At 27.7% G+C, this 14,602-nt stretch carries 16 protein-coding genes; 9 read left to right on the top strand and 7 right to left on the bottom strand.

From position 1 onward, the window contains the following. Window positions 1-20 precede the first annotated feature (20 nt). From AACT_RS15060 to AACT_RS15050, 3 genes are read right to left on the bottom strand one after another with little or no spacing between them, the layout of a single operon-like run. Window positions 21-929, bottom strand: a complete 909-nt coding sequence (locus tag AACT_RS15060) for a TPM domain-containing protein (RefSeq protein WP_172128279.1) — start codon at window positions 927-929, stop codon at window positions 21-23. Continuing rightward, a complete protein-coding gene (locus tag AACT_RS15055; RefSeq protein WP_172128277.1) occupies window positions 926-1,543 on the bottom strand; it encodes a TPM domain-containing protein in 618 nt (205 codons plus the stop codon). The genes AACT_RS15060 and AACT_RS15055 overlap by 4 nt, the downstream gene beginning before the upstream one ends. Then, the gene (locus AACT_RS15050; RefSeq protein ID WP_172128275.1) at window positions 1,543-2,136 is read right to left on the bottom strand and encodes a LemA family protein; all 594 of its coding nucleotides are present in this window, start codon (window positions 2,134-2,136) and stop codon (window positions 1,543-1,545) included. Before AACT_RS15050 ends, AACT_RS15055 begins: the two co-directional genes overlap by 1 nt. A gap of 227 nt (window positions 2,137-2,363) precedes the next feature. Here AACT_RS15050 and AACT_RS15045 point away from each other — a divergent pair, with 227 nt between their 5' ends. From AACT_RS15045 to ung, 3 genes are all read left to right on the top strand, one after another. Further along, window positions 2,364-4,010, top strand: a complete 1,647-nt coding sequence (locus AACT_RS15045; protein WP_172128273.1) for an acetolactate synthase large subunit — start codon at window positions 2,364-2,366, stop codon at window positions 4,008-4,010. A 20-nt stretch (window positions 4,011-4,030) separates the two neighbouring features. Beyond that, the gene (locus AACT_RS15040; protein WP_172128271.1) at window positions 4,031-5,422 is read left to right on the top strand and encodes an aldehyde dehydrogenase family protein; all 1,392 of its coding nucleotides are present in this window, start codon (window positions 4,031-4,033) and stop codon (window positions 5,420-5,422) included. A gap of 80 nt (window positions 5,423-5,502) precedes the next feature. Continuing rightward, complete coding sequence (gene ung, locus AACT_RS15035; RefSeq protein ID WP_172128269.1) at window positions 5,503-6,147, top strand: uracil-DNA glycosylase; 645 nt, start codon at window positions 5,503-5,505, stop codon at window positions 6,145-6,147. 3 nt (window positions 6,148-6,150) lie between these two features. Here ung and AACT_RS15030 read toward each other — a convergent pair whose 3' ends face one another. Next, entirely contained in the window at window positions 6,151-6,498 is a 348-nt protein-coding gene (locus AACT_RS15030) for a nitrous oxide-stimulated promoter family protein (protein WP_172128267.1), read from the bottom strand. Between the two features lie 115 nt (window positions 6,499-6,613). On the opposite strand from AACT_RS15030, the gene AACT_RS15025 reads away from it, so the two are divergent. Continuing rightward, entirely contained in the window at window positions 6,614-7,261 is a 648-nt protein-coding gene (locus AACT_RS15025) for a Crp/Fnr family transcriptional regulator (RefSeq protein WP_172128265.1), read from the top strand. Between the two features lie 17 nt (window positions 7,262-7,278). Here AACT_RS15025 and AACT_RS15020 read toward each other — a convergent pair whose 3' ends face one another. Beyond that, window positions 7,279-7,689 (bottom strand): hypothetical protein, encoded by a 411-nt coding sequence (locus AACT_RS15020; RefSeq protein WP_172128263.1) that lies wholly within the window; start codon window positions 7,687-7,689, stop codon window positions 7,279-7,281. A gap of 139 nt (window positions 7,690-7,828) precedes the next feature. Between AACT_RS15020 and AACT_RS15015 the strand changes: the two genes are divergently transcribed. The 5 genes from AACT_RS15015 (at window position 7,829) to mgtE (ending at window position 11,735) form a co-directional block, all read left to right on the top strand. Next, window positions 7,829-8,101 (top strand): ComEA family DNA-binding protein, encoded by a 273-nt coding sequence (locus AACT_RS15015; protein ID WP_172128261.1) that lies wholly within the window; start codon window positions 7,829-7,831, stop codon window positions 8,099-8,101. Window positions 8,102-8,200: 99 nt separating this feature from the next. Next, a complete protein-coding gene (locus AACT_RS15010) occupies window positions 8,201-8,626 on the top strand; it encodes a YchJ family protein (RefSeq protein WP_172128259.1) in 426 nt (141 codons plus the stop codon). 8 nt (window positions 8,627-8,634) lie between these two features. Further along, window positions 8,635-9,372, top strand: coding sequence for a YaaA family protein (locus tag AACT_RS15005; RefSeq protein ID WP_172128257.1), 738 nt, complete (start codon window positions 8,635-8,637; stop codon window positions 9,370-9,372). A gap of 12 nt (window positions 9,373-9,384) precedes the next feature. Further along, window positions 9,385-10,368, top strand: a complete 984-nt coding sequence (gene zntB / locus AACT_RS15000; RefSeq protein WP_172128255.1) for a zinc transporter ZntB — start codon at window positions 9,385-9,387, stop codon at window positions 10,366-10,368. Window positions 10,369-10,370: 2 nt separating this feature from the next. Continuing rightward, complete coding sequence (gene mgtE / locus AACT_RS14995; RefSeq protein ID WP_172128253.1) at window positions 10,371-11,735, top strand: magnesium transporter; 1,365 nt, start codon at window positions 10,371-10,373, stop codon at window positions 11,733-11,735. Window positions 11,736-11,744: 9 nt separating this feature from the next. On the opposite strand, the gene AACT_RS14990 is transcribed toward mgtE, so the two are convergent. Both AACT_RS14990 and AACT_RS14985 read right to left on the bottom strand, forming a co-directional pair. Further along, window positions 11,745-12,710 (bottom strand): DUF475 domain-containing protein, encoded by a 966-nt coding sequence (locus AACT_RS14990; RefSeq protein ID WP_237682641.1) that lies wholly within the window; start codon window positions 12,708-12,710, stop codon window positions 11,745-11,747. Between the two features lie 47 nt (window positions 12,711-12,757). After that, on the bottom strand, window positions 12,758-14,572 hold the full coding sequence (locus tag AACT_RS14985) for a mechanosensitive ion channel family protein (RefSeq protein ID WP_172128249.1): 1,815 nt from the start codon (window positions 14,570-14,572) through the stop codon (window positions 12,758-12,760). Between the last annotated feature and the right edge of the window lie 30 nt (window positions 14,573-14,602).

Below are 14,602 nucleotides of genomic sequence, written 5' to 3'. Positions count from 1 at the left end.
TATAAAAAGTCAAGAGAAGATTACCATCCTCCACTTGCTCCTCCACCACCAAATCCACCGCCACCGCCTGAGAAGCCACCACCTGAACTTGAAAATCCACCACTACTTGAAGAACTAAAACCACCTGAATTATTCGAATTATTGCTATTGTTTTTTGGAAGCTTATCGAAATCTACTTTTTTACTAGTTATAAAATTAAAAATAAACACAACGGCAAATACGATAATAGAGATAATTAAATATTGATTAGTAAATGATTGAGCCATAACAAACGAGAAAAATCCAAAAAATGATGAAAATAACGAAGCTTTTGTAGTTTTATATATTAACTGACTTCTTAATCTTCGTGAGATTCCATGGGTAAATATTGAAAAGAATATTACTGCAAAATATCCTAAAGATATTAATTCATTGGACTTTGCATCAAATTCATCATCAACAATTTTTGCTGTATATTCACCTTTTATTGCAAGTATAATTTCATTAATTGCTTTTAAAATACCTAGTTCATATTGTGATGCTTTAAAATTAGGTTTGATGGTATAGTTTATGATTTCATAAGCAATTTTATCTGTTAATGCCCCTTCTAAACCATATCCAACTTCAATTCTAATTTTCTTTTCTTTCATGGCAATTACAAGTAAAATACCATTGTTTTTATCTTTTTGTCCAACTTCCCAATAACGTCCAAGTTGATAAGAATAATCTTCAATTTGATAATCATGTAAAGAGTCTAAAATAACTACTACTATTTGATTAGATGTTTCTTTTTCATGTTCTTCTAAAATAGTATTAATATCATTTTTTACAGGACTTGATATTAAATTAACTTGGTCAACAATTCTTCCATCGAGTTTTGGAAAGTATTCTGTAATATCCGCTTTTAAAAAACTTACGAGTAAAAATAGAGTTAATAATATCTTTTTCATTTTAACTCAATCACTTCATTTGAAAGTTCATTTATATCATCTTTTTTTATTGGAAATTTCTCAATTAAAATTGCATTACAAGCTTTAATTGCTTTTATATAGCCATCAAATAGCTGATTTTGTTTTACATCATCGATAAATTCATCGACAATTAGTTGCCAATGACTATTTGGTATTTCTTTTGAAATAACATTATCTGTAATTATCTCAACATATTTCTCATCAAAACTCACAAAAAACATAATTGCATGTTTTGTTTTTGTTTTGTCTAATTGTAAATTATAAAATTGTCTATTTGCATTTTCAGAAGATATTTGATACTTATAACTTTTTGGAAGAATTTTTAGAAAAACTTTTTTAAATTTATTTAATAAAAGATAAGAACCTATAAATACAAGAAATTGAATTTGTAATATTTGAAAAACAGCTTTTTCACTAAAAAATATAAAAAAAACTGAAATACAAAAGAGATTAAAAATAGCAACCATTGCAGCAGCTAGTTTGTAAGAATCACTTCTTTTTGTTACAACTGCAACAAGTTCGCAAGAACTTAATTTCTCAAGATTTTCTATTTCTTTTGAAATCAGCTCTTTTTCATCACTACTTAGTGTCATTAAAATTGAACTTTCGGCGCTTCTTGTTCTGTTGGACTTGCTGTAAATGTTTCTTTTACTTGTGCACTTGGATGTACTATTGCAGCTACTAGTTTTCCAGGCATTGTTCGAAGTTCCAAGTTATATAATTTTACAGCTTCAATAAAATCTTTTCGTGCAACAGTAATTCTATTTTCTGTTCCTTCAAGTTGAGATTGAAGAGCCATAAAGTTTTCATTTGCTTTAAGATCTGGATACTTTTCAACAACAAGCATAAGTTTAGATAAAGCTCCTGAAAGTCCAGCTTGTGCATCTACAAATTGTTGCATTGCTGCTGGATTATTAAGCGTATCTGCATTAATATTCATTTGTGAAACTTTACTTCTAGCTTCTGTAACTTCTACAAAAGTGCTTTTTTCATGTTCCGCATAACCTTTTACCGTTGCTACTAAATTTGGTATTAAATCAGCTCTTCTCTTATATTGATTTTGTACTTGTGACCATTTCTCTTTTACATTTTCATCAAGTTTTGGAATATTGTTGTAATTTGAAAATATTAGATAAATTAAGGGAACAATAATTGCCAATATTACTATTATTAGGATTTTCTTCATTAATAACCTTTTTATAAATTTATCAATAGTATAAAAAATATTATTAAGAAGCTATAAATTAGCACAAAAAAAGATTATTATATAAGGAGGAATAAACTATAATCCCTTTTGTGTAAATTCTTACACATTTCGTATCTTTTTGATAATCATTATGAAAAAAGGCTAAATTTTAATAAGTATTAAATATGATTATCAATAATCTTTATAACATAAACGGAGTATATAAAATGAATGCATCAGAACTATTTGTAAAAGCTTTAGAAAACGAAGGTGTTGAATATATCTTTGGTATTCCAGGTGAAGAAAATCTTGATTTTCTTGAAGCACTTAGAACATCAGATATTAAACTAATTTTAACAAGACATGAGCAAGCAGCTGGATTCATGGCAGCAACTTATGGTAGATTAACTGGAAAAGTTGGAGTTTGTTTATCAACTCTTGGCCCTGGAGCTACAAATTTCGCTACAAGTGCAGCTTATGCACAATTAGGTGGAATGCCAATGATGATGATTACAGGTCAAAAACCTATTAAAAAATCAAAACAAGGTAGATTCCAAATTATTGATATCGTTGGTATGATGAAACCAATGACAAAATATGCTAAACAAGTTGTAAATGGAAATAACATTCCATCAATGGTAAGAGAAGCATTTAAAATTGCAACAACAGAGAGACCAGGTGCTGTTCATATTGAATTACCTGAAGATATAGCAGCTGAAGAAGTGGAATTTAATATCTATCCAGTAAGAGAATTCAAATATCCAAAAGCTGGAAAAGATGCAATTACAGATGCAGTAAAAATGATTGAAAAAGCAAAAAGACCATTATTATTAATAGGAGCAGGTGCTAATAGAACAAGAATTGGAAATGCATTAACAGATTTTGTAAATGAAACTGGAATTCCTTTCTTCTCAACTCAAATGGGAAAAGGTGTAATTGATGAAAATCATAAATTATGTTTATCAACTGCTGCATTATCTAAAGATGACTTTATTCACTGCGCAATTGAAAGAGCAGATTTAATTATCAATGTAGGTCATGATGTTATTGAAAAACCACCATTTTTTATGGAAAATACACCAGACGCTACAAAAGTAATTCATGTTAATTTCTTCCCATCTGAAGTTGATGATACATATTTCCCACAATTAGATGTTGTTGGTGACATCGCTTCAAATATTGCTAGTTTAACAACTGCAATTTCTCCACAAGAGCATTGGGAATTTGATTACTACAAAAGAATGGTAACAGAAGTTAAAACTCACCTAAATAAATATTTTGGTGATAATAGATTCCCAATTTTACCTCAAAGAGCAGTAAGAAGTATTAGACAAATTTTAGATGATGAAGATATTGTAACACTTGATAATGGTGTTTATAAAATCTGGTTTGCAAGAAATTATAGATGTGCACAACCAAATACATTATTATTAGATAATGCTTTAGCAACTATGGGAGCTGGACTTCCTTCTGGAATGGCAGCTAAAATGATAAATCCTGATAAAAAAGTTGTTTCTGTTTGTGGAGATGGTGGATTTATGATGAATTCACAAGAACTTGAAACTGCGGTTAGATTAGGACTTGATTTAACTGTAATTATTTTAAATGATAATGCATATGGAATGATTAAATGGAAACAAACAGGAATGGGATTTGAAACATTCGGTTTAGATTTAGGAAATCCTGATTTTGTAAAATATGCTGAATCTTATGGAGCAAGTGGACATAGACCAACATCAGTTGAAGAGTTTGAAAAAACTTTAGAAGAATGTGTAAATACTAAAGGTGTTCACTTAATTGATTTAGCAGTTGATTATTCTTTAAATCATGCAATTTTAAATGATTTATTAGCTAAAAAACAGTGTTTAATATAATAAAATTTTAAAGGAAAAATATGAGTACAATAGAAGTAACGTCGCCATTTGATGGAAGAGTAGTAGGAACTGTGCCATATGGATCAGTGGCAGAAGTAGAAACAGCATTAGAATTAGCTAGAAATACTTTTGATGACCATAAAAATGCATTACCAACTTATAAAAGAGTAGAAATTTTAGAAAATGTAGTAAAAATTATGTCTTCTCAAATTGATGAATTAACAAAACTTTGCGCAAGCGAAGGTGGGAAACCATGGCTTGATTCACAAGTTGAAGTTCACAGAGCAATCAATGGTGTTAAACTAGCCATTGAAGCTTTAGGAGCTAGAGAAGGTAAACAAATTGCTATGGGGCATACTGCAAGTTCAGCAAATAGAATGGCTTATACTTTTAAAGAACCAATTGGTGTTGTTGCTGCTATTTCTGCATTTAATCACCCATTAAACTTAGCAATTCATCAAGTAATTCCTGCTATTGCTGTTGGTTGTTCAGTTGTTATTAAACCTGCAACTCAAACTCCAATGAGTGCAATTAGAGTAGTTGAGATTTTAGAAGAAGCAGGACTTCCTAAAGGTTGGGCACAAGCTGTTGTTTGTGATAGACAAGGTGGAGAACTACTTGCAACTAGTCCTAAAGTAAATGCTTTAACATTTATAGGTTCTGGAGCTGTTGGTTGGTATTTAAATTCTAAAGTAGCTCCTGGAACAAGAGTAGCACTTGAACATGGTGGAGTGGCTCCTGTTATTGTTGAAGCTGATGCTGATATTAATGAATTAATTCCTTCAATCGGTAAAGGTGGTTTCTACCACGCTGGTCAAGTTTGTGTTTCTGTTCAAAGAGTATTTGTTCATGAATCAATTGTTGATGAAGTTGCAAGTAAATTAGCTACTTATGCTTCTAAATTAGTTGTAGGTGATCAATTAGACCCTAAAACTGAAGTTGGACCACTTATTAACCATAATGAAGTAAATAGAGTTGAAGAGTGGGTTAATGAAGCTGTTACTAAAGGTGGAAAGATTTTAGTTGGTGGAAAAAGAATTTCAGATTCTTGTTATGAACCAACTGTAATTGTAAACCCTGCTGATGATGCTTTAGTATCAACTAAAGAAGTATTTGGACCAGTTGTTTGTATTTATTCATACTCAGATATTGAAGATGCATTTAATAGAGCAAATGCTTTAGATGTATCTTTCCAAGCGGCTGTATTTACAAAAAATCTTGATACTGCTTTAAGAGCTGTAAAAAGATTAAATGGAACAGCGGTAATGGTAAATGACCATACAGCATTCAGAGTTGACTGGATGCCATTTGGAGGAGCTAAAGCTTCAGGACTTGGACTTGGTGGAATTCATCACTCTATGGAAGAGTGTTCAAATGAAAAAATGATGGTTATTAAATCTTCTGTTTTATAATCATAAAATAAAAGATTTTTATAAAAGCTAAGGTTTTAAAGCCTTAGCTTTTTTTATTTCTAAAATATAAGGATACAGCAATGACATGGGATGATTTCTTTAAAGAAGAGCAGGGTAAAGAGTATTATCAAAAACTGATAAAGGAAGTTAATAAGGCTTATGAAAGCTCAGTAGTTTTTCCAGCAAAAGATAAGATATTTTATGCTTTTACTTTAACCTCACTTGAGAATTTAAAAGTAGTTATATTAGGTCAAGATCCATATCACGGAGCAGGGCAAGCCCAAGGTTTAGCTTTTTCAACACCAAGTAATATAAAAAACCCGCCTTCAATGGTGAATATACTAAAAGAGATAAATGATGATATTGGAAGCTCTGTTTGTGAAAATGGTGATTTAACATCATGGGCAGAAGATGGAGCATTACTAATAAATAGCATATTAACAGTTGAAGAATCAAAACCAAAATCTCACCATAAACTAGGCTGGGAAATATTCACAGATAATTTGATTAAATTCATTTCTAAAAATTGCAAAGATGTTGTTTTTATTCTTTGGGGAAGTAGTGCTATTAAAAAAGAGAAAATAATAGATAAGTCAAAGCATCATATATTAAGTGGTGTTCATCCAAGTCCATTATCTTCATATAGAGGTTTTTTTGGTTGCAAACATTTTTCTAAAACAAATGAAATATTAAAGAGTTTAGGTAAAAAACAAATAAACTGGTAAAAGCTAAGAAAAAATATTTTTAACTCTTGATTTCATTTTAGATAGAGATAATTTTACTGCAGAATGTATCATCACTTTTGCAACATTTTTCCATCTAGGTTTCTCATAACATGGAGTTGGGCATTTTCTACATCTTGGTTTTATTTCATTTGGACATTGTAAAAGTCTGTCAAATGAATAGTTTATTGCATCTTGGCACTCTTTACATAAGCATAATTCTATTTCAAAAGTTTTGTTTTTATACTCTAATGTAACATTTCTATTTTCTTGATTTTCATGTTTATCTTTACAATAAACTTCAAAAAAAGATTTTAAGGTATTTATTTCAATTTCAAATTTTTCGCTTGTCATTTTCTTCCTTTTATTTTTAATTAGGTCTAGTTTTATCCTATTTAACTTTAATTTCAATATAATTACATAAAATACGAAAATAGACATTGACAACAATCAACAAAAAAGAGAATAAATGGAAAAAACAGGATTAGAAGATTTTTATTTCTTTAGCTTTTTAGAAAAAGAAGAATTAATAAGATTAAAAGAAATATCAGTTAAAAAGCATTTTAATAAAGATGAAATACTTTTTTATAAAGGTGACGAAGCAAAATATTTACATCTATTAATAAAAGGAATCGCAAAACTTTATACATATGACCATAAAGACAATGAAGTAGTAATTCATAATTTAATGGCACCTTCTTTAATAGCAGAAATTGTAAATTATGAAGAGTCAAAATTCCCTGCAAATTGCTCTTTTGAGACAAAAGCAGAGGTTTTATTAATTGATTATGAGAAGTTTAAGAAGGAGTTTTTATTAAAACCCGAGATTGCTATTTTCTTTATTAAATCACTAACAAAAAAGATAAAAGCCTTGGAAAGTTTTATAAACTATAATATTAGTTCAAATAGCTTAGAAAAAATTGCAAAATTTTTATTTGATAATGAAGCAATACTTATAAATTTAAAACAAGTAAAAATTGCACAAATATTAAATATTACTCCTGAAACATTTTCAAGAAAACTAGCAAAATTAAAAAATGAGAAAATTATACAAAATGAAAAAGGTTATATAAAAATATTAGATTACGATAGATTAAAAAATTATATTGTGGAGTAAAAATTAAAAGAAGAGAATTAATTCTCTTCTTTATTTGCAGACCTTTTTAAATCTTTTAAAAGAGTGTATGTATTCTTTTTATTAATTTTATTAAGTTGAATTAATATAAAAGCAACAACAAAAGCATTTAAATGAATCATTGCTTCACTAGTAGGTAGATATATAAATAAAACTCCAACTATTAAGATAAATATAGGCATTAAAAGTTTTGCTAAAGCATCAGCTTTTTCAGACTTCTCTTTATATTCTCTTTCATTTTTACTGATATAATTAATATCATCTTGAGTTAAAAGATTTTGCTCTTTTAATTCATCTAACTTTGCAATTACATTTATTCCTTTTTTATGTTTTAAAAAACTATAAATTAAAACACCAACTAATATGATAGAAATAAAATTCGATGCAAATTGTATTGGAAGATTATCCATATTTCTCCTTGTATATTTTAGATATTGATTATTATATAAAAGAGTTTATTTAAAAAAGATTGTGAATTCCTCCTTTGGCCTAAATAATAATTAAGTTTATTTATATATAATTAAAAACATTATTAAAAAAGGAGTTAAAATGAAAAAAATTGTTGCATTATTAATGTTATGTGTATCTTTTATGTTTGCTGCTATAAATTTGCAAACTGCTACAAAAGAAGAGTTGATGAGTATTAAAGGTATTGGTGATAAAAAAGCCGATTCTATTATTGAATATAGAAAAACAAATAAAATAAATGAGCCAGAAGATTTAAAAAATATTAAAGGTTTTGGAGATAGTATTGTATCAAGTGTAAAAGAAAGTAATATGGATACAAAAGAAAAAGTAGAAAAAAAGATAGAAAAGAAATAAAAAGCAACTCACAAAAAATATAAGTTGAAGTAAGGACTATCCTTACTTTAATTTTTTACTCAATTATGATAGAATCCCTTAAAAATTTTAAGGACTAATTTGAAACTTCCTGTTAACAACACTTGTCCTTGTGGCTCTTTACAAAAATATAAAAAATGTTGTAAAGTATTTCATGATAAAATAAAATTACCTAAAACAGCTCTTGAATTAATGAAATCAAGATTTTGTGCATTTGCAGCAGAAAATGCTGATTATATAATCTTTACAACACATGAAAATAATTCTGATTTTACAAGTGATATTAAATCTTGGAAAGAAGATATTTTGAGTTTTTCGAGAAATACTAATTTTGAGAAATTAGAAATTTTAGATTTCTTGGAAGAAAATTCAGAAGATACAGAAAGCTTTGTCACTTTTAAAGCTACTTTGAAACAATATAATAATGATATCTCTTTTACAGAAAAAAGTAGATTTTTAAAAGAAAATGGAAAATGGCTTTATGTTGATGGCCAATTTATAGATTAAGGATACAAATGAAAATACTATTTTCCCCAAGTGAAACAAAAATTTCAGGAGGCACTAATCCTGCTATTAATAAAGATAGTTTTTTATTTCCTGAGTTATTTGAAACAAGAATGGAAATTGTAAAGCACTATCAAGAATATATTTCAAATGCTTCAAAGGAACAGTTAATAAAACTATTTGGTACAAAAAAAGAAAATGTTATAGAGCAATATTTAAAGAACATATTTGATGGTCTTACCATGAAGGCTATTAATAGATATGATGGTGTAGCTTTTGATTACTTAGAATATTCAAAGTTAAACAGTGTTGAACAATCTTATATTGATAAAAATGTATTGATTTTCTCAAATTTATTTGGACCTATTAATTCAGGTGATTTTATTCCTGATTATAAACTAAAGCAAGGTGAAACCTTTGACAATGTAAAAATAGAGAAATTCTATAATGATAACTTTTCATCAATTTTAGATGAAACTTTAAAAGATGAAGACCTTATAGATTTAAGAGCTGGCTTCTATGAAAAATTTTACAAGATAAAGAAACCATATACAACTATGAAATTTATAAAAGAGGGGAAAGTTGTAAGCCATTGGGCAAAAGCATATAGAGGAGTTATTTTAAAACTACTTGCTATTAACAATATAAAAACAATTGATGAATTAATGAATATGCAAATTCCAAATTTAAAAATTGAAGAGATTAAAAAACAAAAAGATAAAACTGAAATAGTTTATTCAATAATTTAAAGGCAGAATAAAATGCAAGATAATATAGCAACACGCAATCCTGTTCAAGCATATTTACTTGATAAGCAAGGAAATGCTCAAGAATTAACCTATGAAGAAATTGATACAGTTGATAAATCTGATAAAATTTTGTGGTTACATTTTGATTATACAAGTCCTGAAGCAATAGATTGGATAACAAATAAAAGTTATATTGATTCTATTGCTATTGATGCACTTTTGACAGAAGAAACAAGACCTAGAACTACTATTTTAGGAGATGCTTTGTTAATTGCTTTAAGGGGTGTGAATTTAAATCCAAACTCTAAACCTGAAGATATGGTTTCTGTTAGACTATATGTTTCAGCAACTTTAATAATAAGTACAAGAAGAAGAAATCTTTTATCAATTGGTGAATTAATAACAAGTTTAAAAAAAGGAACAGGTCCTAAAAGCGCATCTGAATTTCTAATAGATTTAACCTATAGAATTACTGATAGAATGGAAGAAATAATTGATCAAATAGAAGATAGAGCTGATTATTTAGAAGAAAATATAATAGACTCTAGTGATATTAAATTTAGAAATGAAATATTAGCAATTAGAAGAGAATCCATCATTTTAAGAAGATATCTTTTCCCTCAAAAAGAGGCTATGAATAAACTTTACCATGATAAAATAACATGGATAAATGAATATGAACGATTACAATTAAGAGAAACAAACGACCAGCTAATAAGGCATATCGAAGAATTAGATACAATAAGAGATAAAGTAGCTTTAATTCAAGAAGAACTTTCAAATATGTTAAGCGATCAAATGAACAAAAAAATGTATGTACTTTCTATAATTTCAGCTATATTCTTACCATTAAGTTTTTTAACTGGACTTTTAGGAATAAATATAGGTGGAATCCCAGGTGCCGAAAATCAAAATGCTTTTAATATTTTCTCACTAATATTAATAGCAATCGTTAGTTTTCAATATTGGATATTTAAAAAGAAGAAATGGATTTAAAAATGATAGATACAGAAGAAACAATAATATCAAGAGAATATTTTTTAGGAATAATTGCAGATTTTAAAAATGATGAATTCGAAAGACATCCTTATGATTTGGCTCAAGAGCTTGTTGAGTTAAGAGAAACAAATGAAGATGATTATGAATATATCTGTAAAAAAATGCCAAGTGAATTACTTGCGCAAATTTTATGTGAGATGCCTAATTATGTGCAAGAAGAAATTTCAGATGTATTAAGTGATAAAAAAATTGCAAACATTACTTCAAAAATGGATAGTGATGATGCAAGTATGCTTATTTATAATATCTCACAAAATGATGAAGAAGCTGCTGAAACTATTCTTTCTCAATTAAATGAGGAAGATAAAAAAACAATAAAACACCTGAACTCATATGAAGAAGATGAAGCTGGTGCTTATATGCAAAATGAGCTTTTTAAAGTTTCTTTAGATGAAAATATTGGAGACTCTTTAAAAAGATTAAAGCAATTAAAAGAAGATGATATTTTAGATAATATTTTTCATGCACATATTGTAACCGTTGATAATGAATACATTGGCTCAATTGGTCTAGAAGAACTTATTTTATTTGATTACACTTTAAAATATGCAGATCTTCCTGAAGAAAAGTTTACAAATTATAGTTTAAATGACAAAGAAGATATTGAAGATGCTGTTGATATGTTTACAAACTATAATTTAAGTGCCTTAGCCGTTGTTGATAGTAATAATAAATTACTTGGAAGAATAACACATGATGATATCCATGATATTATTCAACAAATAGATACAAAACAACTATACTCACTTGCTGGGGTTAGTGATGATGCTGAGCATGAAGAGAGTATTTATTTAATTGGAAGAAATAGAGCTATGTGGCTTGGTATAAACCTAATTACTGCTGTTTTAGCTTCTTTAGTTATTGGTTTATTTGATGCAACTATTCAATCTTTTGTAGCACTTGCAGTTTTAATGCCGATTGTTGCTTCAATGGGTGGAAATGCAGGAACACAAACTCTAACAGTAACAGTGCGACAAATGGCTTTAGGTGAGATAGATTATCAAGATGCAAAAAAGATTATATATAAAGAGGTTATGATTTCAATTGTAAATGGATTACTATTTGCAGCAGTTATAGGAGTAGTTGCCTATCTTTGGTTTAACATACCTTTATTAGGTGTAGTAATTGCTATATCAATGATTATAAATCTATTTAGTGCTGGATTTTTCGGTGCAGTTATTCCTATTATTTTACAAAAAAAAGGAATCGATCCAGCTATTGGTTCAACAGTAATTTTAACAACTGTGACAGATGTAGTTGGTTTTTTTAGTTTCTTAGGACTTGCAACAATAATTTTATTATAATAAGAGAGCTTATCTCTTATTATATTTAATTGAAGAGTATAAAGACAATAAAATAAATGAAATACCAATAAGTCCAGTTATCGCTTCAGGAATATGGTATTTTATATTTAAAAGCATAATAAAAGCTAAAATACCAATTGCATAATGTGCTCCATGTTCTAAAAAAACATACTCATTTAAAGTTCCTTTTTCAACTAAGTAGATAGTCATAGATCTGACAAACATCGCTCCAACTCCAAGTCCTACCATAATAATGATAATATCTTTTGTTATAGCAAATGCTCCAATTACTCCATCAAAAGAAAAAGAAGCATCAAGAATTTCAAGATATATAAATCCAGCAATACTACCTGATTTTATGAGGTCTTTAAGATTCTCACCACTGTTTTCTAAGAAATGAGTCATTAAATGGATTGTTAAATAAACACCAATTCCCCAAAGTCCAGCGATTATAAAGTCCATCATTCTTGCATCTTCAATAATAAGTGAAAAAGAAAATAATGAGATTAAAGAGACAAGATAAGATATAAATTTTGTTTTACCAAAGTTTGCAAGTTTTTGCTCAAACCTACCTATCCAATAAATCTTTCTTCCATCATCAAACAAAAAATTTAGAAAAACAAGAAGTAAAAACATACTACCAAATGCTGAAACTTCTACGTGATGAGAAACTAGCTTTTGAGAATACTGTTCGGGATCATTTAATGCAAGAGACCATACTTCGATTATGGATAAATTTGTAGTAAAAGCAACTATTAATAATGGAAATAAAAGTCGCATTCCAAATACAGCAATTAATATACCAACTGTTAAAAATATCTTTTTCCAAAAAGCATTCCAATTTTTTAATATAGATGCATTTACAATAGCATTATCAAAAGAGAGAGATATCTCCATAAGGATTAAAACAAGTGTTAGCCATAGGAAATCTAGAGACGACTCTAAACCTCCTTGTGTAAAGCCTAAGAATGCCATATATCCTAATGCTATAAAAGTTATAAGAAAAGAATAGGCAAAGTATTTCAAAGTATCTCAGCTAATGGTTTCTTTATATTTAAATCAAGTTGTGGGAATGGTATTTCTATATTGTTTTTTTGTAATGTTTTATAAATAAAAATTAAAAAATCAGACATATTTGATGAATCTACACCTAACTTATTTGTATTTGCATTTATCCAAACTAATAGTTTAAAATCAACACTAGAAGCTCCCATTCCAGTCATCCAAACTTTTGGCTGTTTGCTATCATCATCTTTTATATAAACTAAATCAGATTCTGATAAAGCCTGTAATATAACATCAATTACTAAATCAGAACTTGTTCCATAAGCTACTCCAAAGGGTACATGCAATCTTCTAATATCATCAGAAAATGTAAGGTTAATCACATTGTTTTGCATTAAAGTAGAGTTTGGAATAATAATATCAATGTTATCGAAAGTATTAATAACACTACTTCTCATATTTATTTGAGTTACTCTTCCTCTAAACTGATCACTTATTTCTATGATATTTCCAACTTGAATAGATTTCTCAAAAATAAGAATAATTCCAGAAATAAAGTTTGATACAATATTTTGTAAACCAAAACCAATACCAACTGATAATGCCCCAACTAGAATTGTAAGAGAAGATAAGTCAATTCCAACAGAGTTCAATGCAAATACAAATGTTAGGATTACAAGGAAGTAATATCCTAAATTTGCAAGCATTGTTTTTGTAGCAGGTGAACTATTTTTTAAATATCCTGCGGCATTTGATATTTTTCTTTTATAGAAAATTGCAATAGTAAATCCAAAAATAAAGATCAAGAAGAATTTAATAACAGCTAAAATTGATACTCCATCTCCTATTGGAATTAAAGGATTATTTATTTCAGTCCAACCATATTTTAGAATATCTAGAAAACTCTCTTTCGTATCTGCAAAGGTACTTTTTGCAACACCAATACGTTCTCTTGATAAGTATTTAAATAATTCTACTAATGAATCATAATTTGAACCATTATCTATATTAAAAGTTTGTAGATTTTTACTTAAATCAAAATACTGTGATTTTTTATTTTTTAAATATGGTAATAGTTCTTCAACTTTTAAATAAATTAAAGTCTCAACTATTTTATTTTTATCACTTTTTAACTCTTCAATATTATTATTAAGAGATTCTATTTTACTTGTATTTTCACTAATTATTGCTTTGTCTAAAGCTAATAGTATTTTTTTCTGATCTTTTATAGTTTGTTCATAATTACTTTGTATTTTTTGAATCTCTGTAGTTAATTCTTCATTTGTTTCAATCTTTAAACTATCAATACTTTCTAATAATCTTTTTTTGAATCTTTTTTGATATTCAGCATAAGCATCAATGGCAATTTTATTGTTTTTATTTTTCAAAGTATAAAAAGCAAAAAGTAATTGAGCATTTACTGCTTGAACTTCGTTCTTATCTGTATATTTACTTATTTGTTCAATTAAAACCTCAATCTTTTTTGAGGTATCATTAAACTCATTTTGTTTATTATTATATTCTAAATCAATTTTTATATATTCTTTTACTTTCTTTATATAAGAATCTATTGAATTTATTTCTATTGTTTCAGGAAAAGCGAATGTATCATCTTGTTTTATTAGAGTTTGAAGTTTTTTCAATAGTAACAATTGATAATCAATTTGTTCCTTTTCTTCATTCACTGCAGTATTTTTAATTAAGCTTATTCTATTTGCTTGCTCATCATAAATTTTCGTAAGATTTTCATTTGTATCTTCATACCAACTTTTGTCAATTGCAATAGCAAAAGAGTTTGATATTAAAAATAGTATTAAAAATATTAATTTCATTTGTTTTCCTTTTTTATATAGTATGAAAAA

Origin of the sequence: Arcobacter acticola (assembly GCF_013177675.1) — a bacterium.
Lineage (GTDB): Bacteria > Campylobacterota > Campylobacteria > Campylobacterales > Arcobacteraceae > Aliarcobacter > Aliarcobacter acticola.
The sequence above is the reverse complement of the archived record's forward strand: the minus strand, read 5'-3'. Positions and strand labels throughout refer to the sequence as shown.

Bases quoted from the DNA above. Each gene is read 5' to 3' on its own strand.
- AACT_RS15060 (WP_172128279.1), bottom strand. From the start codon at position 929: ATGAAAAAGATATTATTAACTCTATTTTTACTCGTAAGTTTTTTAAAA.
- AACT_RS15055 (WP_172128277.1), bottom strand. From the start codon at position 1,543: ATGACACTAAGTAGTGATGAAAAAGAGCTGATTTCAAAAGAAATAGAA.
- AACT_RS15050 (WP_172128275.1), bottom strand. From the start codon at position 2,136: ATGAAGAAAATCCTAATAATAGTAATATTGGCAATTATTGTTCCCTTA.
- AACT_RS15045 (WP_172128273.1), top strand. From the start codon at position 2,364: ATGAATGCATCAGAACTATTTGTAAAAGCTTTAGAAAACGAAGGTGTT.
- AACT_RS15040 (WP_172128271.1), top strand. From the start codon at position 4,031: ATGAGTACAATAGAAGTAACGTCGCCATTTGATGGAAGAGTAGTAGGA.
- ung (WP_172128269.1), top strand. From the start codon at position 5,503: ATGACATGGGATGATTTCTTTAAAGAAGAGCAGGGTAAAGAGTATTAT.
- AACT_RS15030 (WP_172128267.1), bottom strand. From the start codon at position 6,498: ATGACAAGCGAAAAATTTGAAATTGAAATAAATACCTTAAAATCTTTT.
- AACT_RS15025 (WP_172128265.1), top strand. From the start codon at position 6,614: ATGGAAAAAACAGGATTAGAAGATTTTTATTTCTTTAGCTTTTTAGAA.
- AACT_RS15020 (WP_172128263.1), bottom strand. From the start codon at position 7,689: ATGGATAATCTTCCAATACAATTTGCATCGAATTTTATTTCTATCATA.
- AACT_RS15015 (WP_172128261.1), top strand. From the start codon at position 7,829: ATGAAAAAAATTGTTGCATTATTAATGTTATGTGTATCTTTTATGTTT.
- AACT_RS15005 (WP_172128257.1), top strand. From the start codon at position 8,635: ATGAAAATACTATTTTCCCCAAGTGAAACAAAAATTTCAGGAGGCACT.
- zntB (WP_172128255.1), top strand. From the start codon at position 9,385: ATGCAAGATAATATAGCAACACGCAATCCTGTTCAAGCATATTTACTT.
- mgtE (WP_172128253.1), top strand. From the start codon at position 10,371: ATGATAGATACAGAAGAAACAATAATATCAAGAGAATATTTTTTAGGA.
- AACT_RS14990 (WP_237682641.1), bottom strand. From the start codon at position 12,710: ATGGCATTCTTAGGCTTTACACAAGGAGGTTTAGAGTCGTCTCTAGAT.
- AACT_RS14985 (WP_172128249.1), bottom strand. From the start codon at position 14,572: ATGAAATTAATATTTTTAATACTATTTTTAATATCAAACTCTTTTGCT.